This window comes from Variovorax sp. J31P207, assembly GCF_030316965.1.
GTDB lineage: Bacteria > Pseudomonadota > Gammaproteobacteria > Burkholderiales > Burkholderiaceae_C > Variovorax > Variovorax ginsengisoli_B.
On sequence record NZ_JASZYN010000003.1, the window covers coordinates 174,975 to 201,601 of the forward strand.

30 protein-coding genes and 2 pseudogenes are annotated in these 26,627 nt (G+C 64.9%); 15 read left to right on the plus strand and 17 right to left on the minus strand.

Features of this window, described 5'->3' with window-relative positions:
- Window positions 1–48: 48 nt before the first annotated feature.
- From QTI68_RS11945 to QTI68_RS11970, 6 genes are all read left to right on the plus strand, one after another.
- On the plus strand, window positions 49–522 hold the full coding sequence (locus QTI68_RS11945) for a (2Fe-2S)-binding protein (protein ID WP_286521762.1): 474 nt from the start codon (window positions 49–51) through the stop codon (window positions 520–522).
- Window positions 523–542: 20 nt separating this feature from the next.
- The gene (locus QTI68_RS11950; RefSeq protein ID WP_503011659.1) at window positions 543–2,816 is read left to right on the plus strand and encodes a xanthine dehydrogenase family protein molybdopterin-binding subunit; all 2,274 of its coding nucleotides are present in this window, start codon (window positions 543–545) and stop codon (window positions 2,814–2,816) included.
- 14 nt (window positions 2,817–2,830) lie between these two features.
- Window positions 2,831–3,904: a serine hydrolase domain-containing protein gene (locus QTI68_RS11955; RefSeq protein WP_286521763.1), complete on the plus strand. Its 1,074-nt coding sequence runs from the start codon at window positions 2,831–2,833 to the stop codon at window positions 3,902–3,904.
- Between the two features lie 441 nt (window positions 3,905–4,345).
- Complete coding sequence (locus QTI68_RS11960; RefSeq protein WP_286521764.1) at window positions 4,346–4,654, plus strand: hypothetical protein; 309 nt, start codon at window positions 4,346–4,348, stop codon at window positions 4,652–4,654.
- 33 nt (window positions 4,655–4,687) lie between these two features.
- Window positions 4,688–4,846 (plus strand): hypothetical protein, encoded by a 159-nt coding sequence (locus tag QTI68_RS11965; protein ID WP_286521765.1) that lies wholly within the window; start codon window positions 4,688–4,690, stop codon window positions 4,844–4,846.
- 57 nt (window positions 4,847–4,903) lie between these two features.
- Window positions 4,904–5,902, plus strand: a complete 999-nt coding sequence (locus QTI68_RS11970) for an ABC transporter substrate-binding protein (protein ID WP_286521766.1) — start codon at window positions 4,904–4,906, stop codon at window positions 5,900–5,902.
- Window positions 5,903–6,116: 214 nt separating this feature from the next.
- On the opposite strand, the gene QTI68_RS11975 is transcribed toward QTI68_RS11970, so the two are convergent.
- Window positions 6,117–7,121, minus strand: coding sequence for a carbon-nitrogen hydrolase family protein (locus QTI68_RS11975; RefSeq protein WP_286521767.1), 1,005 nt, complete (start codon window positions 7,119–7,121; stop codon window positions 6,117–6,119).
- A 175-nt stretch (window positions 7,122–7,296) separates the two neighbouring features.
- Here QTI68_RS11975 and QTI68_RS11980 point away from each other — a divergent pair, with 175 nt between their 5' ends.
- On the plus strand, window positions 7,297–8,304 hold the full coding sequence (locus QTI68_RS11980; RefSeq protein WP_286521768.1) for a helix-turn-helix domain-containing protein: 1,008 nt from the start codon (window positions 7,297–7,299) through the stop codon (window positions 8,302–8,304).
- A gap of 379 nt (window positions 8,305–8,683) precedes the next feature.
- Window positions 8,684–8,923, plus strand: coding sequence for a hypothetical protein (locus QTI68_RS11985; RefSeq protein WP_286521769.1), 240 nt, complete (start codon window positions 8,684–8,686; stop codon window positions 8,921–8,923).
- Between the two features lie 163 nt (window positions 8,924–9,086).
- Here the strand turns inward: QTI68_RS11985 and QTI68_RS11990 are convergent, their stop codons facing one another.
- Both QTI68_RS11990 and QTI68_RS11995 read right to left on the minus strand, forming a co-directional pair.
- The gene (locus QTI68_RS11990) at window positions 9,087–9,857 is read right to left on the minus strand and encodes a LysR substrate-binding domain-containing protein (RefSeq protein WP_286521770.1); all 771 of its coding nucleotides are present in this window, start codon (window positions 9,855–9,857) and stop codon (window positions 9,087–9,089) included.
- 59 nt (window positions 9,858–9,916) lie between these two features.
- Window positions 9,917–9,982, minus strand: a pseudogene (locus QTI68_RS11995) (hypothetical protein); the annotation flags it as partial.
- 66 nt (window positions 9,983–10,048) lie between these two features.
- Here QTI68_RS11995 and QTI68_RS40150 point away from each other — a divergent pair.
- Window positions 10,049–10,966 (plus strand): annotated as a pseudogene (locus tag QTI68_RS40150) (NAD(P)-binding domain-containing protein); the annotation flags it as partial.
- Between the two features lie 4 nt (window positions 10,967–10,970).
- Window positions 10,971–11,900 (plus strand): DMT family transporter, encoded by a 930-nt coding sequence (locus QTI68_RS12005; RefSeq protein WP_286521772.1) that lies wholly within the window; start codon window positions 10,971–10,973, stop codon window positions 11,898–11,900.
- 77 nt (window positions 11,901–11,977) lie between these two features.
- On the opposite strand, the gene QTI68_RS12010 is transcribed toward QTI68_RS12005, so the two are convergent.
- From QTI68_RS12010 to QTI68_RS12030, 5 genes are all read right to left on the minus strand, one after another.
- Entirely contained in the window at window positions 11,978–13,165 is a 1,188-nt protein-coding gene (locus QTI68_RS12010) for a hypothetical protein (RefSeq protein WP_286521773.1), read from the minus strand.
- The gene (locus tag QTI68_RS12015) at window positions 13,162–13,587 is read right to left on the minus strand and encodes a hypothetical protein (RefSeq protein WP_286521774.1); all 426 of its coding nucleotides are present in this window, start codon (window positions 13,585–13,587) and stop codon (window positions 13,162–13,164) included. Before QTI68_RS12015 ends, QTI68_RS12010 begins: the two co-directional genes overlap by 4 nt.
- A gap of 177 nt (window positions 13,588–13,764) precedes the next feature.
- Window positions 13,765–14,127, minus strand: coding sequence for a hypothetical protein (locus QTI68_RS12020; RefSeq protein ID WP_286521775.1), 363 nt, complete (start codon window positions 14,125–14,127; stop codon window positions 13,765–13,767).
- A gap of 158 nt (window positions 14,128–14,285) precedes the next feature.
- Complete coding sequence (locus QTI68_RS12025) at window positions 14,286–15,143, minus strand: SDR family NAD(P)-dependent oxidoreductase (RefSeq protein WP_353506424.1); 858 nt, start codon at window positions 15,141–15,143, stop codon at window positions 14,286–14,288.
- Window positions 15,115–15,585, minus strand: coding sequence for an Ohr family peroxiredoxin (locus tag QTI68_RS12030; RefSeq protein ID WP_286521776.1), 471 nt, complete (start codon window positions 15,583–15,585; stop codon window positions 15,115–15,117). Before QTI68_RS12030 ends, QTI68_RS12025 begins: the two co-directional genes overlap by 29 nt.
- 181 nt (window positions 15,586–15,766) lie before the next feature.
- On the opposite strand from QTI68_RS12030, the gene QTI68_RS12035 reads away from it, so the two are divergent.
- Both QTI68_RS12035 and QTI68_RS12040 read left to right on the plus strand, forming a co-directional pair.
- Window positions 15,767–16,672 (plus strand): LysR family transcriptional regulator, encoded by a 906-nt coding sequence (locus tag QTI68_RS12035; RefSeq protein WP_286521777.1) that lies wholly within the window; start codon window positions 15,767–15,769, stop codon window positions 16,670–16,672.
- 90 nt (window positions 16,673–16,762) lie between these two features.
- Window positions 16,763–17,332, plus strand: a complete 570-nt coding sequence (locus QTI68_RS12040; RefSeq protein ID WP_286521778.1) for a cold shock domain-containing protein — start codon at window positions 16,763–16,765, stop codon at window positions 17,330–17,332.
- 86 nt (window positions 17,333–17,418) lie between these two features.
- Here QTI68_RS12040 and QTI68_RS12045 read toward each other — a convergent pair whose 3' ends face one another.
- The 5 genes from QTI68_RS12045 to QTI68_RS12065 form a co-directional block, all read right to left on the minus strand.
- The gene (locus QTI68_RS12045) at window positions 17,419–17,769 is read right to left on the minus strand and encodes a hypothetical protein (RefSeq protein WP_286521779.1); all 351 of its coding nucleotides are present in this window, start codon (window positions 17,767–17,769) and stop codon (window positions 17,419–17,421) included.
- A gap of 40 nt (window positions 17,770–17,809) precedes the next feature.
- A complete protein-coding gene (locus QTI68_RS12050) occupies window positions 17,810–18,331 on the minus strand; it encodes a hypothetical protein (RefSeq protein WP_286521780.1) in 522 nt (173 codons plus the stop codon).
- 468 nt (window positions 18,332–18,799) lie between these two features.
- The gene (locus QTI68_RS12055; protein ID WP_286521781.1) at window positions 18,800–19,105 is read right to left on the minus strand and encodes an NIPSNAP family protein; all 306 of its coding nucleotides are present in this window, start codon (window positions 19,103–19,105) and stop codon (window positions 18,800–18,802) included.
- An 8-nt stretch (window positions 19,106–19,113) separates the two neighbouring features.
- The gene (locus QTI68_RS12060) at window positions 19,114–19,680 is read right to left on the minus strand and encodes a dihydrofolate reductase family protein (protein WP_286521782.1); all 567 of its coding nucleotides are present in this window, start codon (window positions 19,678–19,680) and stop codon (window positions 19,114–19,116) included.
- A gap of 3 nt (window positions 19,681–19,683) precedes the next feature.
- Window positions 19,684–20,835, minus strand: a complete 1,152-nt coding sequence (locus QTI68_RS12065) for a serine hydrolase domain-containing protein (RefSeq protein ID WP_286521783.1) — start codon at window positions 20,833–20,835, stop codon at window positions 19,684–19,686.
- Window positions 20,836–20,975: 140 nt separating this feature from the next.
- On the opposite strand from QTI68_RS12065, the gene QTI68_RS12070 reads away from it, so the two are divergent.
- A complete protein-coding gene (locus tag QTI68_RS12070) occupies window positions 20,976–22,187 on the plus strand; it encodes a GIY-YIG nuclease family protein (RefSeq protein ID WP_286521784.1) in 1,212 nt (403 codons plus the stop codon).
- Window positions 22,188–22,206: 19 nt separating this feature from the next.
- Here QTI68_RS12070 and QTI68_RS12075 read toward each other — a convergent pair whose 3' ends face one another.
- The 3 genes from QTI68_RS12075 to QTI68_RS12085 are packed head-to-tail and all read right to left on the minus strand — an operon-like array spanning window position 22,207 to window position 24,583.
- Window positions 22,207–23,388 carry a 4-hydroxybenzoate 3-monooxygenase gene (locus tag QTI68_RS12075; RefSeq protein ID WP_286521785.1) on the minus strand — a complete coding sequence of 394 codons (1,182 nt, stop codon included), beginning with the start codon at window positions 23,386–23,388 and terminating at the stop codon, window positions 22,207–22,209.
- Complete coding sequence (locus QTI68_RS12080) at window positions 23,385–24,224, minus strand: class III extradiol dioxygenase family protein (RefSeq protein WP_286521786.1); 840 nt, start codon at window positions 24,222–24,224, stop codon at window positions 23,385–23,387. Before QTI68_RS12080 ends, QTI68_RS12075 begins: the two co-directional genes overlap by 4 nt.
- Window positions 24,224–24,583 carry a protocatechuate 3,4-dioxygenase gene (locus QTI68_RS12085; RefSeq protein ID WP_286522263.1) on the minus strand — a complete coding sequence of 120 codons (360 nt, stop codon included), beginning with the start codon at window positions 24,581–24,583 and terminating at the stop codon, window positions 24,224–24,226. The genes QTI68_RS12080 and QTI68_RS12085 overlap by 1 nt, the downstream gene beginning before the upstream one ends.
- A gap of 118 nt (window positions 24,584–24,701) precedes the next feature.
- On the opposite strand from QTI68_RS12085, the gene QTI68_RS12090 reads away from it, so the two are divergent.
- Together QTI68_RS12090 and QTI68_RS12095 are read left to right on the plus strand one after the other, a co-directional pair.
- Window positions 24,702–25,235 (plus strand): MarR family winged helix-turn-helix transcriptional regulator, encoded by a 534-nt coding sequence (locus tag QTI68_RS12090; protein ID WP_286521787.1) that lies wholly within the window; start codon window positions 24,702–24,704, stop codon window positions 25,233–25,235.
- A 66-nt stretch (window positions 25,236–25,301) separates the two neighbouring features.
- Window positions 25,302–25,697: a nuclear transport factor 2 family protein gene (locus QTI68_RS12095; RefSeq protein WP_286521788.1), complete on the plus strand. Its 396-nt coding sequence runs from the start codon at window positions 25,302–25,304 to the stop codon at window positions 25,695–25,697.
- Window positions 25,698–25,700: 3 nt separating this feature from the next.
- Here the strand turns inward: QTI68_RS12095 and QTI68_RS12100 are convergent, their stop codons facing one another.
- A complete protein-coding gene (locus QTI68_RS12100; protein WP_286521789.1) occupies window positions 25,701–26,597 on the minus strand; it encodes a LysR family transcriptional regulator in 897 nt (298 codons plus the stop codon).
- Window positions 26,598–26,627 lie beyond the last annotated feature (30 nt).

A 26,627-nucleotide genomic window follows, 5' to 3' on the forward strand; every position in this document is an offset into this window, starting at 1 on the left:
CTATCGTTTAGCCGAACATTTGTTCACCCAAAAGAAGAGAACCCCACCATGACCACCCTCAGCATCAACGGCAAGGACCGGCAGGTCGACGCCGACCCCTCCACCCCCATCCTCTGGGCCTTGCGCGACACGCTGGGCATGACCGGCACCAAGTTCGGCTGCGGCGCGGCGCTGTGCGGGGCCTGCACGGTGCACCTCAACGGCCAGGCGATCCGCTCGTGCATCACGCCGATCTCGGCCGCGGCGGGCCAGAAGATCACCACCATCGAGGCCGTCACCGACGGCAGCGACAAGGTCGGCAAGGCCGTGAGCGCCGCCTGGGTCAAGCATGACGTGGCGCAGTGCGGCTACTGTCAAAGCGGGCAGATCATGTCGGCCACGGCTTTCCTCAAGACGGTCGCGCCGGGCAAGCTGCCCAGCGATGCCGACATCGATTCGGCGATGGCCGGCAACATCTGCCGCTGCGGCACCTACGCGCGCATCCGCGCCGCGGTCGCCGACGCCGCCAAGGCACTGGCTTGAAGGACAAGGGGATCACCACCATGAACTTCGACCCAACCACCTTCGAGCTGCCCGCCAACCTTCGCGCGCTGATGACCACGCGCGACGATGAACAAGCCGAACCCCAGGGCCTCCCGCGCCGCAGCTTCCTCAAGCTCACGGCGGCGGGCGGCTTCGCGCTCGGCGTCTTTCCGGCGGCCGTGCTGGCGCAGGACGACAGCAAGAGCGCTGCTGCAGCAGCACCCGCCAAGGCCGCCGCAGGCCTGAAGCCGCTGCAGCAGCCGGCTGCCTTCGTGCACATCGACCGCGACGGCACCACCACCATCACCATCAACCGGCTCGACTTCGGGCAGGGCGTGCAGACCGGCCTGCCGATGATCCTGGCCGAAGAACTCGACGCCGACTGGTCGAAGGTCAAGAGCGTGCACGGCAGCAACGACCCGGCCTACGTCGACCCCGCTTTCGGCATGCACATCACGGGCGGCTCGGGCTCGATCAAGAACTCGTACACCCAGTACCGCGAACTCGGCGCCCGCATGCGCGCCATGCTGGTCGGCGCGGCGGCGGCCCAGTGGAAGCTCGCCCCGGCCTCGCTGCAGACGCGCGACGGCTTCGTCATCAGCCCCTTGGGCAAGAAGCTCGGCTACGGCGAGCTGGCCGAAGCGGCGATGAAGCAGCCGGTGCCCGAGACGGTCAAGCTCAAGGACCCGAAGGACTTCCGCCTCATCGGCAAGCCCACCGGCCGGCTCGATGCGAAGGCCAAGTCCAGCGGCCACCAGGACTACGGCATCGACATGAAGCTGCCCGGCATGCTGACCGCCGTGGTGGCGCATCCGCCGGTGTTCGGCTCCAAGCTCAAGTCGGTGGACGACAGCGCCGCGAAGGCGATCAAGGGCGTCAGGGCCGTGCTGCGCGTGCCGCTCGACCGCGGCGCCGAAGGCGTGGCCGTGGTCGCCGATGGCTACTGGCCCGCCAAGCGGGGCCGCGATGCGCTGAAGATCGAATGGGACGCGAGCGGCGTCGAGAAGGTCGACAGCGAGAAGCAGCTGGTGCAGTACCGCGAGCTCGCCACCAAGCCCGGCGCGCGCAAGTACGACGCCGACGTCTCGAAGATCGCCGGCGCGCCGCACAAGATCGATGCCGAGTTCGTCTTCCCCTACCTGGCGCATGCGCCGATGGAGCCGCTCAACTGCACCGTCCACCTGGTCGGCGGCAAGGCGGTCGTGTGGACCGGCACGCAGATGCCGGGCATCGACGGCATGGCGGCCGCCAAGGTGCTGGGCGTGCCGCCCGAGAACGTCAAGGTCAACGTGCAGATGGCGGGCGGCGGCTTCGGCCGGCGCGGCCTCTTGACCAGCGACTTCGTGGTCGAGGCCTGCGGCGTGGTCAAGGCCGCGCAGGCGGCGGGCATCAAGGCGCCGATCCGCACCTTGTGGAGCCGCGAGGACGACATCAAGGGCGGCTACTACCGCCCGATGCACCTGCACACTGCCAAGATCGGCTTCGACGCGCAGGGCAACGTCACGGGCTGGGACCACGTCATCGTCGGCCAGTCGCTGCTGATGGGCAGCATGTTCGAGCCGATGATGGTCAAGGACGGCATCGACGCCACCGCGGTCGAGGGCATGAAGGAGCCGTACGCGCTGCCGATGCGGCTCACGGTGCACCACCCCAAGCTCAACGTGCCGGTGCTGTGGTGGCGCAGCGTGGGCTCGACCCACACGGCCTTCGTCATGGAGACGCTGCTCGACGAGATCGCGCGCACCACCAAGCAGGACCCGGTCGCCTACCGCATGAAGCTCATCGGCGACAAGCACCCGCGCCACAAGGCGGCGCTGCAGCTGGCGGTCGACAAGTCCGGCTACGGCAAGAAGAAGCTCGAAGCCGGCCGGGCCTGGGGCGTGGCGGTGCACGAGTCTTTCGACTCGGTGGTGGCCTATGTGGTCGAAGCCTCGGTGAAGGACGGCACGCCCACGCTGCACAACGTGACGGCGGGCGTGCACTGCAACCTGGTGGTCAACCCGAAGAGCGTCGAGGCGCAGGTGCAGGGCGGCGCGGTGATGGCGCTGTCGATGTGCCTGCCGGGCGCGGCGATCACCTTGAAGGACGGCGTGGTGCAGCAGAGCAACTTCGGCGACTTCGTGGTGCCGCGGATGACGGACATGCCGCAGATCGCGGTGTTCACTGTCCCCAGTGCGGATGCGCCTACGGGGATGGGCGAGCCGGGCTTGCCGCCGTTGGCGCCGGCGTTCGCGAATGCGGTGGCGGCGATCACGGGGAAGTCGGTGCGGGAGCTGCCTTTCAAGCTGGCTTGAGGGCGAGCGGCGCCGTGCGCAGATCGCTGGCGGCCCTCTGCGCGGTGGCGCTGGCCACGCTGTGCGCCATCGCGATGCCGGCCGGCGCGCCACGCGCCGAGCCGGCCCGCGTCGAACCCGTCGCCGCGGGCTGGAACGCCGCGGCGCTGGACGCGCTGATCGACTATGTCGCCCGCCAGAAGTCGACCGGCCTGGTCATCATCCAGGACGACAAGCTCATCGCCGAGAAACTCTGGCCGCCAGCCGCGAATGCCAGGGGATTCCGCGCCGCCTTCGTGCACGGCACGGTGGCGGATGGCGCAACGCTGGAGGACGTCGCCTCGCAGCAGAAGAGCTTCGTCGCGATCCTCGCCGGCATCGCGGTCGACAAGGGTTTGCTGGATGTGTCGCGGCCCGTGTCGTCGTACATCGGCGCTGGCTGGTCGAAGGCGACGCCGCAGCAGGAGGCCGCGATTGCCGTGCGCAACCTGATGGAGATGAATTCGGGGTTGAAGGAAGACCTGGGATTCGACGCGGCGCCGGACACGAAGTTCTTCTACAACACGCCGGGCTACGCGGTGATGAAACCGGTGCTCGAAGCGGCGGCGAAGCAGCCGCTGGCCGAGATCACGCAAGCCTGGCTCGCGCGCCCCGCCGGCATGAATGACACGGCTTGGCGAAAGCGGCCGGCGTTGATAGCGGATGTCGGCAACCCGACTGGCCTGGTGACGACGCCGGGGGACATCGCCCGCATGGGGCAGGTCGTGTTGAATGGCGGAGTAACTGATGCGGGCGCGCGCGTGATCTCCAAGGCGCAGGTCGATGCGCTTTTCGTGCCGACGAAGACGAATCCTTCCTATGGACGGCTTTGGTGGCTCAACGGTGGCGCTGAAACCGTGGGTGTGGGCGCCAATGCGCGGCGTCGGCCCGGTCCGTTGGTCGCGGCTGCTCCCACGGACATGGTGGCTGCGATGGGCGCGCTGGACCGCAAACTGTTTGTCGTGCCGAGCCGCAAGCTTGTCGTCGTGCGCACGGGGCAGGCGGCGGTGGACCGGGACTTTGATGAGCAGCTTTGGCGGCTGCTGGTTAGGGCGATGCCTGCCAGTTGATGGAGCGGAAGGTGGGTGCCGAAAATTCGGGCGAAAGTTCGGATCTAGTCGGTGCTTGAATGCGTGCATCTGCGGCAAGAGCGTCGGCATACTGCGCGAGTCGCGTCGGCAACGGCGTGATCGGGTTTGGAAGCCCGCGAATGACATTCTTATGGCGGAAGCCGCAGTTGCCCTTTGGGCCTGCGGCTTCTCGCCGCTCGGCCCCTTTTTGGCGGCTCGGGCGGGAGGGCGCAAGCCCTGCCGGTTTTTTCGTAAGAATGTCCCCGGTCTTCCAACCCGTTCGAGCCGCCGCCTTCGTTTGATTTTGGAGGCGGCGGGTGAGGCAAGTCTGCATTCACTAGGGAGGCCGAAAAAATGGCTACGTCTGCTCGCGCGCTCGCGCACTCCTCGAAGATCTCCAAGTCGGTAAAGGCCGGAGCAGTCGCTGCGAAGCGGTCTCGGGTGCCAATCGTCGATCCAAAATCTCCATCGATTTCTGCGACTTCAAAGGCGGAAAAGATAGACATCTCGGACGTCGAGATCGCGTTCTGCGATTTGAAGGATTCGTTCCGTGCCTACGAATGCCTGCAGAGCTTCCTGTCGCCCCGCTACCCACTGAGGGGCATCGATGAATTTCACATCGAGCCGGTTGAACTGCGGGGGCCGGTGACGGTGCTCAATGCTGATATGGAACGGCATCTTCTGACGTTGAGGGGTGCGATTGATGAGGTGCGGGTGAAGACTGGGGGAATAGTGCCGCGTCGGGCCTGAGTTGAGCGGAGCCGCGGGGAGGGCGGCTTCGAAATGTCTGCTGAAGACTGGTTGCTGCCGGTCGCTTGCGACCCGTGGATGGCGCAGGTGGGCCCGTTGCGGACGGTCGACCCGCTCTGGCAGAGGACGCTCAATGCCTTCGCCGCCGGCACCATTGCTCTCCTTGACCTGCGGGTAGCTGGGTTGGCATGATTCAGTGTCACCGCCTCCCAATTCGGGGGCGGATTCAAGACTGCTAGGAGGTGGGGCATGATTGACCGTCGTCGGATCATCTCTGGCTTCGCTTGCGCCCTTGGGACCACGGCGCTGGCCCAGGTTCGGGGCCGGACGTATCACATCGCCTGGTTCGGGCTCACCGCAAAGAACTCCGCAGAAGATGATCGTATCAATGCGGCATTCATCAACCGACTGGCTGAGCTCGGCTTTGCGGAAGGCAGGAATCTGACCATCGATTGGCGCTACGCGGAGGGAAAGAGTGAACGCTACGCTGAGTTCGCTGTTGAGATGCGAGACAGGGGTATCGACCTGGTGGTTACCGGCACTGCGACGGCGGCACGTGCCGTGGTCGAGGCAAGCCGCGACATTCCAGTAGTCACGTGGGGCATCACCGATCCGCTGAGTACGGGTCTCATCGCGAGCTTTGCACATCCGGGCGGGCAGGTCACGGGAATGTCGAACTTCGCTGGCGACCTCGTGCCAAAACGGATCGAGTTGTTCAAGGCCGCGGTCCCGACTGTCTCCAAGATCGCATTTGCCCGCTGCCCGGAATGCGCAAGGCTGTCGGGAGTTAGCCGCGCAAGTTACGACGCGGCTTTCGAGGGCTACCGTGAAAGCGCCCGATCGCTCGGAATCGCAATGATTCCGCTGGACATCAACGCGGCTGCAGATTTCTCGTCGGCAATGGCATCGATCGGGAGCCAACAGGCTCACGGAGTACTCTTGGCTGCGAATCAGATCAACGCGAAGTTACGAGACGACTGGGTTGCCTTCGAGGCATCGCATCGGGTGCCCGTGATGGTCGACTATCGCGGCTTTGGATGTCTCCTGTCTTATGGCCCTGACTACGCAGCGATGTTCCGTCGCGTGGCAGAGATTGCGGCGCAGATACTCAACGGCGCAAAGCCCGGTGACCTGCCGTTGGAACAGCCGACGAAGCTCGAGTTCGTTGTCAATCTGAAGGTTGCCAGAACAATCGGATTGACCATCCCGCGGAGCGCGCTCTTGCGGGCTGACGAAGTCATTTCGTGAGTCTGATCCTTGCGGTGGCTTCTGCCGCGAGATTGACGAGCCGCTGTCGCTAATGAGTGCCCCGCGAACGTTGGGTATCTGGCAAGTTCTGCGGCGCGGCCGACCGGCCGCTCCTGGCCGAACTGAGCCGTAGACCGTCGCCGTGCGGAAGGCAGCAATGGCTGCCCGCTGGGTTGCTGTGGGCGCATCAGACAACCCAACGACGATCCGGCAGCTAGCGGGGCGCCTCGTCCACGCCGCCGACCTCCGTGTACTCGGGATCAAATGCATGAACCCGAGTTGCTGGCTTCTTGTTGAAAAGAAGCCGTACCACGTCCGGCCGCGAATAGTGGCCGGTCGGATCATAGGCGGCCTTGGCCACGCCGATGAATCCTAGATCGATGTCAGCGTAGAGCAGACCTTCGGCGGTTTCCGACAGAGGTTCGCACATGGGCTTGGCATCAGGCCCGAAGATCTGGGCGTAGCCTCCACCTTCCAGCAGCAGCTGTCGTTTGGCTGGCGTGTCTGCCAGCATGTCCATCATTTCCTTGGACACGGTGGCACATGGCGCCACGACGTAGCAACCGCCTTCCAGCGCGTAGACCTGGCTCGCCGCGAGGTTGGCTTCGGCGCTGAGTTGGAACGCCGCACCTCGGTAAACCGAGAAGCTGGGCCAAGCCGCGATATGAATCTGCTCGTGCTGCGAGAACATGGCGTACTTGGAAAGCGGCTGGATGTGCTCCGCGCACGACAGAGCACCCATGCGGCCGAGCGTGGTGTCATGCACTGCCAGATCGCTGCCGTCGCCCTCGCCGTACACGGTGCGCTCGGCGTGTGTCGGCTTCAGCTTGCGACGCGTCGCGACCACCTTGCCCTGGTCATCGATGATGGCTTGCGCGATGTAGAGCGTCCCGCCCGAGCGCTCGCAGAAGCCAAGGACGACGAAGATGCCGTTGTGCGCCGCCGCGTCGCAAAGGCGCTGCCACTGCGGGCTGCCTACGACCAGTGCATTCTCGAAATGGCGTTGCACGAACTGCATGCCCCACGCGGGCGAGTCCAGCCAGATCCACCATGGGTATCCCGGCAGGAAAACCTCCGGGAATGCAATCAGGTCGGCGCCGGCCTTGGCTGCCTCTTCGATCAAGCGGATCGACTTGTCGATGCCTTTGTCGAGGTTCAGGAACTCAGGCGCTGCCTGCACGGCGGCGACCTTGTATTGGGTGCGGACGGGACTGCTCATGTGCATGGCTCCAGAAGGTTTGCCGAACGTTGACGAAGTACGGCCGAGATGATCGAATGCCAGCGCCGCCGCGGCTGTGCTCACTGCGAACAATGGCTTTGCCGCAGCCGACTTGTCGGCACACTCGTTGCGTGGACGTCGTTGCCCTCACCCTTTGCCATCACGAGGTTTCAAAATGGTGCAGATACCGCAGCCCGGCATCATCTTTGTACGCGCCGACACATCGCGCGAGCGTCCCGCCGATCGCGCCGAGTTCTGGAACGAAGTGGTCCGCAAGCAGGTCGTCGAACTCGAATGCAGGACTGATGCCGGCCGAGACCTCCTCTGCACGCTCGATGGATTTTCGTGTTCGGCCGGCTCGGCCAACGCCATTCGCGTCGGAAAGATGTCGGTGCGCCGCTTGGTCAGGGCGGTCGATAGCGAACCGTCCGATGCTGTCGTTCTGAATCTCCTTGTGCGGGGCGAAATGCACGTCGCCCAACTTGGCAACGAAGGGGTGCTGAGGCCAGGAGATTTCTCGATTTGCGTCGCGGACAGACCCTACGAATTGCAGATTCCTGTAGGCATGCAGATCGCCAGCTTCCGGATACCCGTGGAGCAGATGGGCTGCAACAGGACCGTGCTGAAGCGACTTGCTGCCCGCACCTTCAGTGGCGAGAGCGGGATGGCCCCGCTCGTCAGGGCCTACGTCTTGGCCTTGATGAAGCAACGGATGACCGCAAATGCAAAGACGGCTGACGCGGCGATGCGGCAACTGGGGTCGTTGCTGGGAGCAACAGCCCAGGAGGCGCTACAGGAAAGCAGCGTTCAGCGAACGGAACATCGCGAGCGTTTGGTTCTGCAGGCGAGGTACTGCGTGGACAGGAACATCGACAGCGACGAACTGAGCGCCGCCTCGGTGGCAGCGGAGATGAGAGTGTCGACGCGCCATCTGCAGCGGTTGTGGGCCAACGAAGAGGATTCGCTGGCGGACTACATCGCCAGACGAAGACTGGAACGCGTCACAGCCAGCCTGAGCAATCCGGCGCGGTCGATGGAGTCCTTGACGCAGATTGCCATGTCTCACGGCTTCGTGAACATGAGCCATTTTTCGCGCGTGTTTCGGGAGAGCCATGGAATGTCCCCGAGTGCGTTCCGGCAGCGCGCAGCGATTGGCTCGACGGCTATTGGCGTGGCTGCATGAAGAGGCCGAGCCAGTCTTCCATGTGCCGGAGCTCAGCAGGTAGAAGGCCGAAAACACCCTCGAAGCACTGAAGGTCCGGGCCTGTTTTGCTTCTCGCACCGATGGAAGCCGGTCGCCAGCCTTCAGCTGACCAGTGCCAATTTGCTGGGTGACTTCCTCAGCGTAGAGCTCATATCGCGTTGCGGGCACAGGTCGTCTGATATGGTGAAATTCACGGATTCTGAACCTATGCATACCAGACGTTTATCGCGAGACTATCGGTCACGCGCAAAGCGGCTATCGCGTCGGGCGGCCACGAGAAGCCGCGGTGACAGACACGATTTGACGTCGTGCTGCTCACGATAGATGGTATTGGGATAACCTGGAAATACTCGAAACAATGGATTGGGTACCTATAGTCTTTGTTACGTTCAAGGTTCTCGCGTTCGTCACGTGCATGTTCCTCGCCATCAAGTGGCATTACGAACGAGGAAAGAAGGAGAAGGGGACGGAGAAGCGCGGCGCGGTGCTGCGCGCGGGCGGCAAGGTGGCCGCAATCTTCGCGCTGTCGCTCCTGGGCATCTTGCTCCTGACCTTCGGGCTTGGCAGGATCCTCGGTTTGGACCTGACTTTCCCATGAGGGCAAAGAATAGGCGGCAGATATCCGCAGCTGGGCGCTGATGGACGAATGCGCGAAGGCACTGATGCGCCGCCGCCTGCCGTGGCGAATGCGGTGCCCGTGTGAGCGGCCATTGGCGGCGCTTCGACGCCCTCGAGAGCACGCGTGACCGATCGGATCGAGTTCACCTTGGTTGCGATTTCGCTTCGCTGGTCGCAGGCTGAGTTCTGCTCTGTTCGAGCAGCACCGAGGACAGCGCAAGAACATTCGCCTGAGGCGCCTCCTTGCGCCAGATCAGGCAGGTCTTCGCATGCCCGAATGTCGAGAGAAGCTTGTGAACGCTCAGCCGATCGCGCTCCGCATAGACCTGGAGCACGCTGCGAGGCAACAGCGCGATGCCCATGCCGACCGCGACGCAGCCGAGGATGAGGTTGTACGAGGCGACTTCGACGATGCGCTCCGGCGTTACGTGCGCGCGCGCAAACCAGTCTTCGAGTCGCTTGCGATGCGGGCAGCCTGGATGGAAGGCAAGTATCGTTGTCGAAGACAGGTCCTTCGGCCCCGAGATCGTGGCGTGCTTCGACTCGGCCACGATGACCAGCTCCTCGTCATAGATGACCATCGACGCCAGCCTGCGGTCCGTCACCGGTTCCGCGATGAGTGCCGCATCGAGACTGCCATCGACAACCTGGTCGATCAGCTGCTGTGGATTCCCTGAGTAGAGCTCCAGCGCGACCTCCGGGTAGCGCTCGTGAAATCGACCGAGCGGCTCCGGCAGGCGCACCGCCGCCGTGCTCTCCATGGCGCCAAGCCGCATCACGCCGATGGGCCGATCCATCCGAACCGCACTCGCGGCCTCGCTGGCCAGATCCAGCAGCCGGTCCGCGTAGGTCGCGAGGATTCGGCCAGACGGCGAGAGATGCATCTTGAGGCCCTCCCGCGTGAACAGCTCCACGCCCAGCTCAGCACCTGAATGCGCGCGGACACGCTCGACTGAGCACGATGCAGCACTTCCCCTGCGCGCGCTATGCCGCCGGCCTTGATCACTGCCCTGAACACTTGAAGATCAGATAGCTCCATACATCGCCCGTTCCGAACTTTTCGTTCTCGATAACTCGTTTTCTAGAAAGTGGGGTTTTGCCTAAAGTGAGTACAGCCCAAATCGGTCCGCTAAAGCGGCAAAGGAAAGCTCTCACATGAAAGTTGGAATAGTCGGCGTCGGTGTCATGGGCGAACCCATGGCTAGAAATCTCCACAAGGCAGGGCATGGCGTCTCGGTCTACAACCGAACACCCAGCCGATGCGATCCGCTGAGGCCATTGGGCATCCAGGTTGCAGAGTCCGCTCGCGAAGTCATCGAGGTTTCCGAGGTGGTCATCCTCATGGTGCCCAGTCACCTGGAAGTCGACCAGGCGTTGCAGCGTACGCCGCAAGGCGCGATCCGGGCGCCGGTGAGGGGCAAGACCATCGTGTTGATGGCCACTGTCGCGCCGGCCTATTCAGTCGAGCTTGCCAAGAGCCTCGAAGCCGTCGGCGCGCTACGTCGAGGCTCCCGTTTCGGGTTCCAGGCAGCCAGCGGAGACGGCGCAACTCGTCATCCTGGCGTCGGCTGCAGAAGAAAGCCATATCGACGACGTCCAGTCGATCTTCGATGCCGTCGGCAAGAAGACGGTGCGCTGCGGGCCGGTCCCGACCGCCATGCGGATGAAGCTCGCCAATCAACTCTTGCTGATCGCATGCTTCGAGGCGATCTCCGAGGCAACGCACTTCGCCGCAGGCATCGGCCTCGACGTGCCGCTGTTCCTGGAGATGGCCCAGGCGGGGCCGCTTGCCAACGACGTGTTGCGTTCCAAGGTCGCCAAGCTGGTGGCGGACGACTTCACGCAGCAGGCGCCCATTCGCCACGTGGCCAAGGACATCGGTCTGGTTTGCGAGGAGGCAGCTCAACGTGGCGTGTGGCTGCCGATCGCCACGGTCAATCACTCGTTGTTCGCCGAGGCGATGGCGGCCGGGCAAGCGCAGGACGACGCCATCGGAATCATCAAGCTCTTGCGCAAGGGAAGATGAGGTGGCCGCGGTACTCAATCAATTGCAGGCCGGCTCCGCCGGTCGACGGGCCATCATCCTTGGGGTGCTCTGCGGCCTGGCTGTCGCACTGATCTGGTCGAGTTGGTCGGTCGCCACGCGCTTTGCCGTCACCACCACGCTGGGGCCGCACGACGTGACCTTCCTGCGCTTCGGTGTTTCGGCGCTTTTGCTATGGCCGATCTTGGTTCGAAACGGCTTCGGGATCGAAAGAATCGGCGTCGTGCGAATGCTCGTGATGGTGCTCGGTGCGGGCGTTCCTTTCATGATGCTCGGGTCGGTGGGCATGCAGTTTGCGCCTGCATCGCATGTCGCCACGCTCATGATTGGCACCATGCCGATCTGGGTCGCGGTGCTGTCCGGTCTCTTCTTCGGAGAGCGGTTCGCGAAGCCGCAGTTGGCAGGCATGGTGGTGGTCGTGGCAGGCGTGTTCTGCATCGGCGGCTATGCATTGCTCGCGAACCGGGCGGCGGGCGAATGGCGGGGTGACTTGTTGTTTCTGCTGGCCGGCCTGTGCTTTGCCGGCTTCACGATTGCCCAGCGGCGTTCCGGCGTCAGCCCTTGGCATGCGACTGCTTTGGTGAACGTGTGTTCCGCCGTCTTGTTCGCACCCGTCTATTTCATCTGGCTGAAGCCTAACCTCTTCTCGGCGCCGCCTGCGGCCGTGGCGTTCCAGGTGCTCGCGCAGGGGATCGCGGTGGCCATCCTGGGGATGTACTTCTACACGGAGGCCGTGCGCCGGCTGGGTGCGCCCAGGGCTGCGATCTTCGGCGCTCTCGCACCGGGCTTTGCCGTGTTGATCGGCATGCTCTTCCTGAAGGAAGTACCAGCGCCGGTAACCCTGGTTGGCATTGCGCTGGTGATGGGTGGCGTCGCGCTTGTGGTGATGGGAGGACGACGCAAGGCAGGCTGAATGATCCAACCGACTTTGGACGTTCATCACGAGGGAGGGATGACGATGCCCTTGGAATCATCGACGCCAGCCTCGAACTACATCGAAGCCGCGCCCGCATTCAAATCCGCCTGAGATTTCTTGGGGAGCATCCACGTCGCGGCACTGGCGATCCACCGGATCGGCGGGATCAGCAGCGTCACGCCGCGCAGCACGGGAAGGATCAGCAGCATGGCGGCCAGCGCGACGCCCCACCAGCCAGCCAGGATGGCGATCCACGCCGGAATCCCAATCAGCTTTCCCAGTGCGCCGAAGACGCCGCTGAGCAGGCTTGGGTGACGCACGACGAGGTAGACCGACGCCAGCGTGGCACCCAGTTTCGCCACGCGTGCACCGACCCTTTCGCCGAGCAGAACACTGCTGCCCATCAGCGAGGTGCGGCGGCCGACGACCGCGGCCTCTTCGACTGCCTTGCCCGGAACAGCGGCCTTGCCGAGAAACGCCACCGCCTTGGTCGCGCCGAGGACCGACAGGACATCGGCGCCCGCCCAGGCGACATCGGTCATCGAAATGTCATCGCCCTTGCGGTATTTGGATTCGAGACCGCCGAGGCCGCCCGCAAGAAGATCCTTGAGGGTCTCGAGCACCCGGTCCGTCTGGACGCGCTGCGGCTGATTGTTCTTGTCAAGAACGAACTGCCCCAGGAAGTGGTGTCCATCGGCGAGGATGGTCTCGATCGCGGAAATGCCTCGAAGCCGGGGGCCATAGACGAGCCTCTCTTGATCGCCCGGCTGAGACGCCTCGCCTCGAAACATCTTGGCGATGGATTCCCAGGCAGGCGCCATCTTCGACATCGCCCACAGCGTAGCGATGTCATTGACCATGAAATAGTCGATGACCGGTATCACGACCTCCCCATGCCTGCGCAGGACTTCCTGAAACCGTGGATCGCTGCCAAAGGCTTCGAGCACGTTTCGCGCGCGGCCTGGGTACTTCAGCAGCGCGAGCTCCAGCTTGAGCGTGAGCTCGCGGTCACCGGCTGCGTCGAGAAACAGTTGCCTCAGTTGCGGCGACTCGCGGAGGGCGCCGTAAGCGTCCTCGGAAAACCCGCGCACGGTGAGGATGTCGGCGAGTTGCTGTTCATAGCTTGCGGTGCCTGTCCAAGAGGCGACACCCGTCGCCAGGACGAGGGCGGCGCATCCCAGCGCGCACCAGCGCGTGAGGCGGGAAGCGGGTTGCGATTCGACCGAAAGTCGGTTGCCAGAAACAATCTCGTTGATGCTCATTCGGTTTGCTTCAGCGCCCGCCCCAAGGCATCGCGCAGCCTCAGGTATCGGTCGCGGTCCTTGTCCTTCAGCAACGCCAGGTCGGAGGCAATCCGCCCGAGTCGTTCCGCCGCACCTTCGAGCTTCACTTTCTCGATTTCGTTCCACATCGTCAAGAAGTCCTTCAGCGGTCCGGTCTCGGGCGGCTCGGGGTGCGCATCCTGGATCAATACGCGAAGAGCATCCGAGATGCGGCCGATCTGGCGACCGTAGCTGTGCTTGGCGATGATGTCGACCTCGGTCTCGGGTGCCGTGGAATTGTTGCTGTTGATGTTCAGCGACCAGCCCGGCAGTATGGGCTGGACGAAGGCACCAGATGGCTGTTGCATCCACTGGCGCCAGAGATCGAAGGCATTCCAGCTCATGTTCGGGTTTGCGGACATCGACTTGCTCCTCCTCGATGGAAATTGGGGCCCGCAGGCGCGCCTGGGCCGGTTGTTGCAGCGCCGAGTAGGCTAGGCACGAGCGCCGGTGCCCGAATCCCCAATTCTGTGGGCGCGATGCCGTTCAGCTGGCTGCGGGCAGTCCTCTGCTGTGGGCACTCGAAAGCACCCGTCAGCCTATCTCCAACTCGGCGGGATCAGCGCAAGCGCGTCGGGGTCCGAAAGCGAGTACTGCCGCACATAAGGCTCACGGTCGAAAATCTTGGCGTGGACCATCGGATCGATCCTGGGCTTGCGCAAGTCCTGCTTGCCGAGGAACTTCTTGACGCTCTCCATCGAGTCCCACAACGCCAGGATCACTACCTCGACCGTTCCGTCCGCCTGATCGCGAAACAGCGCTGTCGACCGTAGATTTCCTGGGCTCTCGATCAGTTCCCTGAGCGTGTTCGCCTCAAGGAACTCGCGACACTCGTCGCGCAGCGAGGAAAGAATCCAGAAGCCGTAGGTGCGCAGGATTGTTTCGGTGTTGCGCGTAGTCATGTTGGCTTCGAGGAGGTGCGTTGATCCTATCGGCAACGGGCGGCGAATCGCCTCGATGGCGGCCGAGTTCCCCCACAAATCCTGGGCGAACGCGAAATATCACGCTTTTTGCCCTCTGCACGAGCAAGGGAAGCCCCTCCTGTTGCCGGCTTTGGCGATCAGGCCGAAGCGCCTCCGTCAACATCGAGCGAAATGCCCGTGATGAAGCCGGCGTCGGGGCTAGCGAGGAAGGCGACCGCCGCCGCGATCTCTTCGGGCCGGCCATAGCGGCCGAGCGGAATGGCTGCCTTCTGCACGGCGGCGAAGTCGCCGTCCTGCGGGTTCATCTCGGTGTCGATCGAGCCTGGCTGCACCGTGTTGACGGTGATGCCGCGTGGGGCGAGGTCGCGCGCCCAGCCGCGGGTGTAGGCGGATACAGCTGCCTTCGTCGCCGAATAGTCGGCCACACCTGGCCAGGGCGTGCGATCGGCGGCGCCGGAACCAATCGAGATGATGCGGCCATGGTCGCTGATGAGTGGGACTGCGGCACGCACGGCAGCGGCCACGCCGCCGACGTTGATGGCGAACTGGCGTTCCAGGGCGGCGACGTTGCTGTCTGGCGCGCCGACCTGGCCGACCACGAACACGCCGGCGTTGTTGACGAGGATGTCGAGCCTGCCGAAACGGCGAGCGGTGTCGTTGACCAGCGCCTCGACCTGCAGCGGATCGGCTTGATCGGCCCGCAAGGCTGCGGCGCGCACGCCCAGTTCCTGCAGTTCCTTGACCAGCGCTTCAGCGCGGTCGGCAGAGGCCGAATAGCTGATGGCGACATCGGCGCCGTCGTGCGCCAGGCGGCGCGCGATGGCGGCACCGATGCCGCGTGAACCGCCGGTGACGAGGGCTACTTTGTCAGAGAGGGGCTTGGACATTGTTTTCTCCGGAAGGATGAGTGGTTCGTCGCGCTCGCTGTCGAGTCGACAGCGAGCTTCGGTTTCTGACGAGGCCGAGTTATTGCGCAGCCAGGGCTTCCGCGGCAATCACGTTCGTGGCGACGTCGATGTTGCCGTGGACGGCCTTCGAATAAGGGCACATCTGATGCGCTGCATGCGCGATGGCCTCGGCCACGTCGTGTGCGACGCCGGGCATGCGCACATCGATCCGAGCCTGGAGAAAGTACGCACCGCCGGTCTGGCCGAGGTCGACTTCGATGTCGACGGCCATGTCGGCGGGCAGCGCCACCTTCTTCGCCTTGGCTGCGACGCCCAGCGCACCGGTGTAGCAGGCCGACCAGGCTCCGGCAAACAACTGTTCTGCGGTGGGATGCAGCGGGGTCGCCTCAAGCACGATGTCATTGCCGGCCTCGCCGGGCGTCGACATCCGGATGTCGACGCGCTCGTCGCCGCGCGGGTCGCCTGCGCGGCGGCTGGCCGTCGTATGGGTCTTGCCCGTCATGAGAACTTGTTGGATCTTGGTGGTCATTTCGATATTTCCTTTTCGGCTGGTTGGCCCTGTGGTTGGAGCGCAAACGCTTGCGTGCGTCCTGCGCCAGTGGCTTCGCGATAGGGCTTGGATCGCTTGCCGGCAAGTGTCGGCTTCGACCCCGAGGCGACCAAGATGGTGAGCGGGACATGTTTATTTCCAGATCGCCAATAATCTGGCGGTGGACCAGATCGCAGCCATGCGCGTTTTCGCCCGGGTCGTCGAAGCCGGCACCTTTACGCGGGCGGCCGATCTGCTGCAGTTGCCGAAGCCCAGCGTGACCAAGCTCGTTCAGCAACTGGAGAGCCACTTGCGTGTGAAGCTGCTGCAGCGCACGACGCGACGTGTCACGGTGACGCCCGAGGGCGCGGCTTACTACGAGCGCATCTTGCGGGTGCTGGACGAGATCGACGACATCGAGGCCGATGTCACGAATGCACAGACCCGTCCCAGAGGCCGGCTGCGTGTGGACATCGGCTCCTCGCTGGCCAACCGAATCCTGATCCCCAGGCTGCCGGCGTTTCACGCACGCTACCCGGACATCCTGCTCGAACTCGGCGTGGGTGACCGGCCGGTCCACCTGATCGGCGAAGGGGTGGATTGCGTGCTTCGCGGCGGGGTGCTGAGCGACCCGTCGCTGGTGGCACGTCGCGTCGCTCAGATGTCCTACATGACCTGCGCGACGCCTGACTACCTGAAGCGCCACGGCGTGCCCGCGACGCCGGCCGACCTGCTCGACGGACACCGGGTGGTGAGCTATTTCTCGTCGCGTACGGGGCGCTACATTCCTCCGCACTACGAGCGCGGCGAAGAGCGCATCGAGATCAACGGGCATGCGGTCATCGCGGTCAACGAGAGCACGGCCCACCTGACGGCGCTACTGACTGGGCTTGGCGTGGCGCAGACCTTTGCGTTCATGGCGCAGCCACACGTCGAGAGTGGGGCACTGGTCGAGTTGCTGGCCGACTGGGAACCGCCGCCGATGCCCGTGTCGATAGCCTACCCGTCCAGTCGGCACCCGAGCGCCAAGCTGCGTGCCTTTGTCGACTGGACTGTGGAGGTGTTCGCGCCGTACGGCGTCCGTTGACGTACGCCCACCTCCCGGTCGAGAGCGCGCCGGAAACTGTCGGTATAGTTTTGCGGCGCTGGTATCTCCTGCAACAACGCTTGGTCGAACATGGCACTCACCGGAAAACTCAGAAGTTGGAACGACGAGCGTGGCTTCGGCTTCATCGCGCCGCGAGACGGCGGCCGCGAACTGTTCGTCCACATCAGCGCGCTCCCAAGGGACGGATCCCGGCCCACGGTGGGCGAGACGGTCACCTACGAACTGGGTCGCGGCAAGGACGGGAGGCCGCAAGCGGTGAACGTCTATCGGGAAGCACTCGGCAGGCCGTCCACATATCCGCGTTCGCCATCGCGGTCTACGGCTGTCGGAAGACGCTCGCCGATCGGCGCTCTCATCGGCTTCGTGATCGTGGTCGTCATCGGGGCCTACGGCTATTCGCAATACCAACGTCACGCGGCGCGGCTTGCGCCGGCTGCCGCTCTGCCGGCTGCGGAGGCCGTCATCGCCGAGCCGGTGGTGGGCGGTTACCGATGCGACGGTCGGACCCATTGCTCGCAGATGACATCCTGCAGCGAGGCCAAGTTCTTCCTGAAGAATTGTCCCGGCACTCAAATGGACGGCAATCACGCCGGCGTGCCCTGCGAGCAGCAGTGGTGCACCAGTTTCTTGTCCAAGTAGGCGGATGGCCTACGGCCTGGTCGCAGGGCCGAGCTGTAAGGCCGCCTGCTTGCCGCGAATGAACTCAGACGATCAACGGGAACGCCTTACTTGAGTTTCCCAGTCCGGTCCACCACAGCCCGCGCCGCCCGCCTATAGGTCGCGATCATCCCCGCCAGCCCCACCAACGCCGCGAGGTTCACCGCCAGGGCCAATCCGAACAGCAGGCCCCCCGCTTCCAGCAGGAGCAGCGCCACCACCACCGAGGCCGCCCATAGCGCGCCCCAGCGGAGGATGTACATGTCCATGTAGGTCTTGAGCCAGAGATCGTTGCGTTGCGCGATGACTTCTGCCTCTTCGTCGGAGGCCTCGGGCGGAAACCGCTCGAGGAAGCTCTTCGGAGACCAGAAGCGGTTCCAGACGGAGGCGGGGCGAGGTTCTGGCTGGCTCATTTGCATGGAGGTTACCCGCTGCGGCCGAGCACGGCCGGGCCCCACCTCAGCGCTTCACTGTTCGCGCAGGCAGCAAGTCCGCGTCATCCACCGCAGGAGGATGTTCAAGCTCGTCGGTGAACTCCTGCATCGGCCCCGAAGACGGCCGCTCCTCCAACCGCTGTCGTGCCGACTCCCGCATCTCCCTGTGGCGTCGATCGCGATCCGACTCGCGCCGCCGCCACGCAATGATCATCCCGACCACGATGACGCAGCCGGAGAAAGCAAGAAATGTGGACGCACCGAAGAGGGTGCCGATCCATTCCGGCGCAGGCTTCCCCTGGCGGATGAGCCAGGCGACGGCGGCCGGACCGCCGAGGCTCAGCGCCAATGGGAGCAGCAGACGCGACGGGCGCCTTGCACGCACCGCGCGCCGGACCATCATCCAGAGCCCCAGCGCACCCACCGCCGCGTAGAACACCGCCAAGGCGGGGTCGCTTTCGACCGCTGTGTTGCGCAGGCCGATCTCGTAGGCGGCCAACATTCCGCAGACCAGCCACAGGGCAATCCAGAAAATGCGTTCGATCATGGACCTCCTTTCCTGCTAAGCGGGCAGCACATCAAGGCCGATGGCGCCCGGCAGGGCATGAAGGCTCATCGAGGTCCGAGTGCCGTAGTCGTGACTCAGCACGGTGCTGAATTCCATGAAATCGGCGAGGACCTCGGCGGGCGTCAGCGTGATGATGACATAGCCGCGCCTGCTCGTCTCCGCATAGCGCAGGTCGCCGGAGGCGGGCTCCTTCTCCGGGGCACTCGGGCAGGTGGCATCGCGTATGGTTAGCTCCTTGAGCCCGGCAAGCCACTCGCGCCCTCCGCGCGTGGCTCCCGCCGGAGATGCAGCATTTCAGATCGCGCGTGCATCGGCGCCCGTAGGCCGCAGCGAAGCGATCGCGTGAGGCAATCGCTGACAAGCGCTCACATGGGGTTGCAGCGAGACGCGGGGCGGGCGCGCCGCTACGCGGGGATGACCTCGGAGTTCACCGTCTGCCGCAGGCCCTCACCCGAAGACAGGCCTGAAGAAGCTGCGTTCGTAGCTGAGGATGCAGCGCGTGTCTTCCGCGTACTTGAAGGCAGCCTGACACTCTGCGTCGGCCGCGGACAAGGTGCGATATTCCTCGTACGCCGCAAGGCTTGGAAACGTGAACATCGCGAGCGCGATGTTGTTCGCGCCTTCCGATGGCAAGAAATAGCCATGGTGCTGGCCGCCGAACTTCTCGACCAGGGGAATCCACAGCTTGCCGTAGTGCTCGAATTCCTCGAGCTTGAACGGATCGATGAGGTAGCGCAGGTAGCAGGTGACCATGGGATATATCAGCTTGGCTGTCTGGATGGGGCTGCGCCCGAAGGCACCGAGTAGGTGAGCTCCGCAAAGCCCGGCCCGACGAACTTCGCCGCCGTGAGTTGCAAGGACGGCGACACGATGCGACGCGGAAGCAGGGGCCTGCCCGAGCCCAGCGTCACGGATCCGACCTGGACGATGACTTCGTCGAGCAGCCCGGCGTCATGAAACTGCCCGACCAGGTCGCCGCCGCCGACGAGCCAGATGTTCTTGCCCCCGGCGGCCCTTTTCATGGCATCGTGCACCGGCCGCACATCGCCTCGGACGAAGTGGATGGGCGCCGAGGGAACGCCGGGCAACGCGCGGCTGCTGAACACCCATGCGGGTTGCGTGTAGGGCCACGCGGCCCCCGCCCCGACGACGTGGCGCAGCATCCATTCGTAGGTCGACGATCCCATCGCGAGTGCACCGACGCCCTGGATGAAAACGGGGTAGCTGGTGTCGTTGATGTCGCCGAGCGGGAACAGCCATTCCAGCGAATGGTCGTCCGTGGCGATGAAGCCGTCCAGGCTGCAGGCGGTGTAGTACTGGGTCTTCATGCTTCAGGCCGCGGGCACGGCCGCGCCCACCTGCTGGTACACCCCCAGCTCGAAACCCATCAGCGTCTCGACGACCGGCATGTCGAAGAAAGGCAGCAGCTGCGTCATCAGCACGCCGCCGATGCCCTTCGCGCGGTCGATCCAGTAGTAGGAATTGAAGACACCGGCCCAGTCGCCGGTGCCGTTGCTGCGCATGCCCGGCAGGTCGGCCAAGGTCAGATGGAAGCCCAGGCCCCAGCCCTGCGGGACCGGCAGTGCGGGCACGTCGTTCGACAGTTCCGGCACGGTCGACTTCATCAGCGCCGGCAGCTGGATCCGTCCGATGTGGTTCTGCAGCGCCAGTTCGACCGTGGCCGGCTTCAGGATGCCGGCGCCATCGTTGAGCCAGGCCTGCACGAAGCGGCCATAGTCCTGCGCCGTGCCATAGGAGCCGTGGCCGGCGGCTTCCCATTCCGAGCTGGCGGGCAGGTCGAGCGCCGAGGGCGCGAGCTTGCCGTCGGGCTGGCGCTGCATCACGCGCAGCAGGCGCTCGCGCTGTTCGGGGCTGGGTGCGAAGGTCGAGTCGTTCATTCCGAGCGGCCCCCAGACGAACTGGCGCAGGTAGCTGCCCAGGCTCTGGCCCGAGATCTTTTCGACGATCAGGCCCAGCCAGTCGGTGTTGACGCCGTACTCCCAGGCGGTGCCCGGGTCGTTGACCAGCGGCGCCGACAGGCTGCGCTTCAGGCCCGACAACGGGTTCGGCTCACCCGTCAGCGCGTGGTAGCGCAGCAGTTTTTCGTTGGTGAAGAAGTAGCCCAGCCCGGCCGTGTGCGTCATGAGCTGGCGCACCGTGGCCTGGCTGGCGGGGGGCCGCAGGCGCGGCGTGTCGCCGTCGAAGCCGTCGAGCACCAGCAACCGGCCGAACTCCGGCAGGATCGATTCGACGGTGGCATCGAGGCCGAGCCGCCCCTGCTCCATGAGCTGCAGCGCCGCCGTCGTGGCCGCCGCCTTGGTCATCGACGCATTGCGGAACATGCTGCCTTCGTTCGCCTCGCCGGCGGCGTGATGGAACAGCTGGCCGTTGCGATCGACCACCACCGCCGCCACGCCGTGCAGGGCGCCCTTGGCGACTGCTGCGTCCAGAACTGCCGCGATGGCCGAACCATTGAATGCCATGATCGTCTCCTTGTCTCGAGGTGATGAATCCGCGAGCCCGTTTTTTTTGCTGCGCGGGCGGAGCATTCTGCGCCAACCCGGCGGCTGTTTGGCGTACGCTTGCGCCGGCCCGCCGGCCGTCGGATTCAAGGGGCACCCGCATGAACAGATTGCTCGAGATCGGCTTCGACCCTGCAGGGCACTGGCTCCTGGACGGCGGTGCGCTGGACTTTTCACTGGCGCGGCATTCGACCCAGCGCAATATCCTCTATGCGTTCGTCTGCGACGGCCAGGTCATGTACGTCGGCAAGACGGTGCAGCCGCTGGCCAGGCGCATGGCCGGCTACCGACGGCCGGCGCCGACGCAAAGCACCAACGCCCGCAACCACAAGAACATCCGGGCCCTGCTCGAGCGCGGCTCGGCGGTCGAGATCCTGGCCCTGCCCGACAACGGCCTGCTGCACTATGGCCAGTTCCACCTGAACCTGGCCGCCGCCCTGGAGGACGACCTCATCCAAGTGATCGATCCGCCCTGGAATGGCGGCCAGGTGGACGATGGCATCCATCCCCCGGAGACACCCGAGGAGCGCGCCCGCGGCGAGGAGGACGGGGCCGAGCCCGCGGCCTCCGCCGTCGGCGGCTTCACCTTCATCCTCCAGCCCACCTACTTCGCGCAGGGCTTCTTCAATGTCGGCGTTGCGGCCCAGCGCCTGCTGGGCCAGGACGGCGAGACCCTCGAGATGTTCCTGGGCGACGATCCGCAGCCGATCCTCGGCACCATCAACCGCCGCGCCAACACCAACGGAACGCCACGGATCATGGGCGGGGTCGGCCTTCGCAACTGGTTCCAGGCGGCGGCCACGGTGTCGGCATCGATCTCGGTGGAGGTGCTGTCGCCGACGTCGATCCGCCTGCGCGCGCCGCCGCGGCAGCCGCAGGAGGCCGGCTCTGCCTTCGGCATCGAGCGGACCACGCAGGCCGCCATCTGGCCCCGCCGCAAGGAGTTCCACGTTCTCACCTACGCCGAGGGCGGCCTGGCGCCCCTGAGCACGTACGCGCGGGAATACGGCATCGACAGCACGACCCTGAGCGACTTCGCGGACGACGTCAACCGGCTGGGCGAACCCGGCTCGCTGCACCCGCGGGCACCGGTGAGCGCCGTTCCGCGCGCGCTGGTGCGCGCCGCCGAGGACCCGATCGCCCTGAGGGACCAGATCGTCGCCTTCCTGCATGCCAACGAAGCCACCATTCATGCAAGCAGGCTGCTGCTCGACTTCCGGGCGCCGGGTGTCGCGCCCTTCGTGATCACGGCGATCGAACTGGCCCTGGTCAGTGCGGCGCCATTGCTCGAAGAGGTCGTGGTCGTCGAATGACGAACGCGTCTCGAGACGTTCAAGCCTCGATGGGCAGGCCGGTGAAGTTGTCGGAGAACTGAAGGCGCCCGGCTGGCGTGCCGGTCATGTAGTTGAGGTCTGCACGTTTGAGGCGCTGCGCGAAAACGCTGTCGCCCGAGAACCGATGAACCATGGTGCACAGCCCGCCAGAAAAGCGCTGCACCAGCCACATGCGCTTCAGGCAGGTCTGCGAATAGCCTGCCAGACGGCCTTCGTCCGCACGCTGGTAGTACGCGGTCAACGCCCGGCCCAGCACCTTGACGTCAGCCATCGCAGAGTTCAGACCCTTGGCGCCCGTGGGCGGCACGATGTGCGCGGCATCGCCGGCCAGGAACAGTCGGCCGTGCTGCATGGGCTCCGACTGGAAGCTGCGCATGGCGGTGACACCCTTCTGGATGATCCGCCCCTCGTTGATGGGTGGCATGCCCGGCACATCCAGGCGCTGGTGCAACTCGGACCAGATGCGGTCGTCCGACCAGTTGTCCGGGTTCTCGTCCGGCTCGCATTGAAGGTAGAGCCGGGTCACGCTGGGCGAGCGGATGCTTTGCATCGCGAACCCGCCTTCGTCGCAGCCCCAGACCACTTCGTTGGTCGAGGGCGCCGCTTCCGCAAGGATGCCCAGCCAGCCGAACGGATACACCCGGTCGTAGGTCTTGAGCACGCTGGGCGGTATCGCCCCACGACTGATCCCGCGAAACCCGTCGCAACCGACCACGAAATCGCAATGCAGTTCGCGCGGCGCGCCGTCCTGCGTGTAGTGCAGCACGGGGCGAGCGGTATCGATGCCTTCGATGCGCTCGACCGGCGTATCGAAGCGCAATTCGGCGCCTGCGCGCAGCCGGGCAGCCATCAGGTCGGCGACCACCTCGTGCTGCGGATACACCCACGCGCTGCGTCCGCCGGTGGCTTCGTGGAAGTCGATTCGATGCGACTCGCCACCGAAACGGAAGTCGATGGCGTGCTGCTCCAGGCCGACGCTGGCGATGCGACCGCCAAGGCCGAACTCCCTGAGCATCTCGACGGTGCCATGCTCGAGGACCCCGGCTCGCAGCCGACCTTGCACATGTTCGCGCCCGGCGCGTTCGATGATCACCGATTCGATCCCCTCCATGTGGAGCATGTGGGAGAGCATCAATCCCGCCGGACCCGCCCCGACGATACCTACCTGTGTGCGGTTCATGCGTCCCCCTCCAGCGTGATCAGACCCATGCCGGTCGTCATCGGCGCGTAGTAGTTGCGATGGATCCGACGCACGTTGTCGGGCAACGCGCCGCGCATCACGAGCCACATGATCAGTTCGATGCCTTCCACTCCGAATCTCTCCATCAGTTGCTGGTGCGTGAGTTGCAGCAGGCTTTCGGGGTCGGACTCGATACGCTCCAGGAAGTCCAGGTCGTTCTCTCTGTGCATGGCGCCGAACTCTGTGCCGGTCAACTGGTGCGACATGCCGCCCGTGCCGATGATTGCCACGCGGATGTCGGGCTTGAAAGACGCGACCGCACTGCGGATCGCCTGGCCCAGCCGATGGCAACGGCGCGCAGTCGGCAATGGATGCTGCAACACGTTCACGGCGATCGGGATCGTCGGCACGGGCCAGGTCTCGCCGTGTTCGAAGCACAGGTGCATCGGCACCAGGAAGCCGTGCTCGACGCGCATCTCCTGGCAGACGGTGATGTCGAATTCGTCGTAGACCAGCGAGCGACACAGATGCTGCGAGAACTCGAGGTCCCCCGGAATGACCGGCAAGGGCCTCACGCCGAAGCCTTCGTCGGCAATGGCGTAGCTTTCCGCGCAGCCGACCGCAAAGGTCGGATACTTGTCAAAGAAGAAATCCGCGCCGTGATCGTTGTAGACCATGATGGCGACGTCCACCTCCATCTCTTTCAGCCAGGCGCGCACCGGCACGTAGGCGTCGAAGAGCGGCTTCCAGGCCGGCGTGCTGTCGCGACCCCGGTCGTATGCCCCGCCGATCGAAGGCACGTGGGAGGTTCCGATCCCTGCAACGATGCGTCCCATCAGACGGCCTCTCTCTGGTTGCGGGTGGAGAGAAATTGCTCGTAGCTTTCGCCACGCATCTGGGCACCCATGTGATAGAGCCCGTTGCGCGTCACCACGCCCAGCTTGATCAGGAAATAGATGTTTCCGCCGGCGGCCAGGAGGCCCGGGAAGTCGCGTTTGCGCACCAGCTCCTTCTCGTCGTCCGTGAGTGAGTAGGCCGCCATGAAGGCTTCCTCGTCCTGTGCGTAGGCGTCGCGGTTCTGCGCCTGCGACAGCGCATTGCACATCTTGTTGATGCGGTAGCCCCGCCACGATGTGCTCAAATCAAAAACGTCGGAACCCGCTACTCTGGCACCGCGCTCAAGCTGCTGAATCATCACCAATCGCCCTTTCGTCATGGAAGTTGCGGGCGAGTCTAGGAGTCGATGCGGTAGTTCTTCTATACAACCATCGATCGGAATCGTCTCGAGATTCCGTCGCGAAGGCCTTGCTGTCATGTCGTTCGCCCAGCCTGTCGTCGTCGAGGACCTCCTGAACTACAAGCTCAGTCGCCTGCTCGCCAGCAGTGGCGCCATGGTCACGAAGCTGTGCGAAGGCCGCTATGGCATCACCCGGCGCGAATGGCGGTTGATCTGCATGCTCGCGTCGCAAGACGGCCTGTCTCCCTCTGCGCTGGCGCAACGTGCCCATCTCACACGCGCGCGAATCTCACGCCACATTGCCGACCTGACCGAAAAGAAGCTGGTGACGCGCCAGATCGTTGCGACCGACAAGCGCCGCTCGAGGATTTCGCTCACCGCCGCCGGACGAACCATCCATGACGAGCTGTTTCCGAAATCCGTGGCGTTCAACAACATGGTGCTCGGCGCGCTGTCGCCTGCCGAGCTTCGGAAATTCGATGCCACCTTGCAGAAGCTCACGGATGTCGCGGACGCATTGAATGCCTCGGTCGTGCCGGAAGAGAAGGCCGATCGCCGGCATGGAGGCAGCCGTCGTTTCTCTCGCCTCACCTTCGACAGCCGCTTGTGACGATGCCGCCAGCTCTCGAATGAAGTACTAAAATGCTCGCCCCTCAAATCTGCAAGGAGAGTCGCCATGGGTACTCCCACCGAGATTGCGAAGCAGGGCTACGCCGCGTTCGGCCGCCGTGACATTCCGGCGCTGCTCGAGCTCCTTGCCGACGACGTGGAATGGCGATTCCTGGCCAGCCCGGAAACCGGCACGCCCTACGGCGGAACCTGCAGGGGCAAGCAGCAGGTGGCCGAGTTCTTCGGCAAGCTGGCGCAGGCCGACGAGATCCTGGAGTTCGAGCCGCGCGAGTTCCTCGAAGGCCCCGGTCACGTGACGGTGCTGGGCCGCACCAAGGGCCGGGCGCGCCCGGACGGCAAGGTGCACGAGACCGAATGGGTCCAGGTCTTCAGCTGGAAGGACGGCAGCAAGATAAGCCGCTGGGTCGGCACGGCGGACACGGCCGCCCGGCTCGCCAAGTAGGCCTCAGCGCCCGCCGCTCTCGCGGATCTGCCCGATCAGCACCTCGAGAAAGGCGGCCGCCGGCGGCGCGACCGGCCGCGTCGGATGCGAGACGCAAACCAGCTCGCGCGCCAGCGCCGGGCCGACCACCCGGTGCGCCCGCAGGCTGCCCTCCGCCAGCCGGCTGCGCACGGCGGTGCGCGGCAGCAGCGAGGCGAGTTCGGGCCGCTGCTGCACCAGTTGCATGATCGCGCCCAGCGAATCGATCTCCCAGGCGCAGTGCAGCTGCAGGCCGGTGGCCTCGCAGGCGCTCTCGACGATCGCCCGCAGGCCGTGCTGGCGCGTCGGCAGCACCAGCGGCATCTTCACGGCCTGGCGAAAACCGACCTGGGCCGGCAGGGGCCGGTGCGAGGCGGCGGTGACCAGCACCAGGCCCTCGCGCAGCACCGGCTGCGCCTTCAGCATCAGCCGCCGCGGCTTGTTGACGATCGCGGCGTCGAGCTGGCCCGCGGCCACGCCCTGCACCAGCGCCTCGGTGTAGGCCTCGGTCACCGAGACGCGCACCTGCGGGTGCCGGGACGAGAACGCGAGCAGCGCCGGTGCCAGGATGTCCTGCGCGATGCTGGCCGGCAGGCCGATGCGCGCGTGCCCGGCCAGTTCGCTGCTGGTCGCGAGCAGCTGGGCCCGCGCCCGCTCGAAATCCGCCAGCACGGGCAGGAACAAGGCGTACATGTGGGTGGCATGCTCGGTCGGCGTCATGCCCTTGCTGCCGCGCACGAACAGCTGGCGGCCCAGCTCCTCTTCGAGCTTCGCGATCTGCATGCTCAGCGCCGGCTGCACGATATGCAGCCGCTGGGCGGCCCGGGTCACCGAGCCCTCTTCGTAGAGGCAGACGAAGTACTGGATCTGTCGCTGGTCCATGCGATACGGTATCAGTTGAATTGATGGCGA

Coding starts and splice junctions, on each gene's coding strand:
- QTI68_RS12065 (WP_286521783.1), bottom strand. CDS start 20,835: ATGGCATTCAATGGTTCGGCCATCGCGGCAGTTCTGGACGCAGCAGTC.
- QTI68_RS11985 (WP_286521769.1), top strand. CDS start 8,684: ATGGATTGGGTACCTATAGTCTTTGTTACGTTCAAGGTTCTCGCGTTC.
- QTI68_RS12085 (WP_286522263.1), bottom strand. CDS start 24,583: ATGATTCAGCAGCTTGAGCGCGGTGCCAGAGTAGCGGGTTCCGACGTT.
- QTI68_RS11950 (WP_503011659.1), top strand. CDS start 543: ATGAACTTCGACCCAACCACCTTCGAGCTGCCCGCCAACCTTCGCGCG.
- QTI68_RS12075 (WP_286521785.1), bottom strand. CDS start 23,388: ATGAACCGCACACAGGTAGGTATCGTCGGGGCGGGTCCGGCGGGATTG.
- QTI68_RS12010 (WP_286521773.1), bottom strand. CDS start 13,165: ATGAGCATCAACGAGATTGTTTCTGGCAACCGACTTTCGGTCGAATCG.
- QTI68_RS12080 (WP_286521786.1), bottom strand. CDS start 24,224: ATGGGACGCATCGTTGCAGGGATCGGAACCTCCCACGTGCCTTCGATC.
- QTI68_RS12020 (WP_286521775.1), bottom strand. CDS start 14,127: ATGACTACGCGCAACACCGAAACAATCCTGCGCACCTACGGCTTCTGG.
- QTI68_RS12090 (WP_286521787.1), top strand. CDS start 24,702: ATGTCGTTCGCCCAGCCTGTCGTCGTCGAGGACCTCCTGAACTACAAG.
- QTI68_RS12055 (WP_286521781.1), bottom strand. CDS start 19,105: ATGGTCACCTGCTACCTGCGCTACCTCATCGATCCGTTCAAGCTCGAG.
- QTI68_RS12070 (WP_286521784.1), top strand. CDS start 20,976: ATGAACAGATTGCTCGAGATCGGCTTCGACCCTGCAGGGCACTGGCTC.
- QTI68_RS12050 (WP_286521780.1), bottom strand. CDS start 18,331: ATGATCGAACGCATTTTCTGGATTGCCCTGTGGCTGGTCTGCGGAATG.
- QTI68_RS12015 (WP_286521774.1), bottom strand. CDS start 13,587: ATGTCCGCAAACCCGAACATGAGCTGGAATGCCTTCGATCTCTGGCGC.
- QTI68_RS12030 (WP_286521776.1), bottom strand. CDS start 15,585: ATGACCACCAAGATCCAACAAGTTCTCATGACGGGCAAGACCCATACG.
- QTI68_RS12045 (WP_286521779.1), bottom strand. CDS start 17,769: ATGCAAATGAGCCAGCCAGAACCTCGCCCCGCCTCCGTCTGGAACCGC.
- QTI68_RS11965 (WP_286521765.1), top strand. CDS start 4,688: ATGTCTGCTGAAGACTGGTTGCTGCCGGTCGCTTGCGACCCGTGGATG.
- QTI68_RS12100 (WP_286521789.1), bottom strand. CDS start 26,597: ATGGACCAGCGACAGATCCAGTACTTCGTCTGCCTCTACGAAGAGGGC.
- QTI68_RS11980 (WP_286521768.1), top strand. CDS start 7,297: ATGGTGCAGATACCGCAGCCCGGCATCATCTTTGTACGCGCCGACACA.
- QTI68_RS11975 (WP_286521767.1), bottom strand. CDS start 7,121: ATGAGCAGTCCCGTCCGCACCCAATACAAGGTCGCCGCCGTGCAGGCA.
- QTI68_RS12060 (WP_286521782.1), bottom strand. CDS start 19,680: ATGAAGACCCAGTACTACACCGCCTGCAGCCTGGACGGCTTCATCGCC.
- QTI68_RS12095 (WP_286521788.1), top strand. CDS start 25,302: ATGGGTACTCCCACCGAGATTGCGAAGCAGGGCTACGCCGCGTTCGGC.
- QTI68_RS12040 (WP_286521778.1), top strand. CDS start 16,763: ATGGCACTCACCGGAAAACTCAGAAGTTGGAACGACGAGCGTGGCTTC.
- QTI68_RS11970 (WP_286521766.1), top strand. CDS start 4,904: ATGATTGACCGTCGTCGGATCATCTCTGGCTTCGCTTGCGCCCTTGGG.
- QTI68_RS11945 (WP_286521762.1), top strand. CDS start 49: ATGACCACCCTCAGCATCAACGGCAAGGACCGGCAGGTCGACGCCGAC.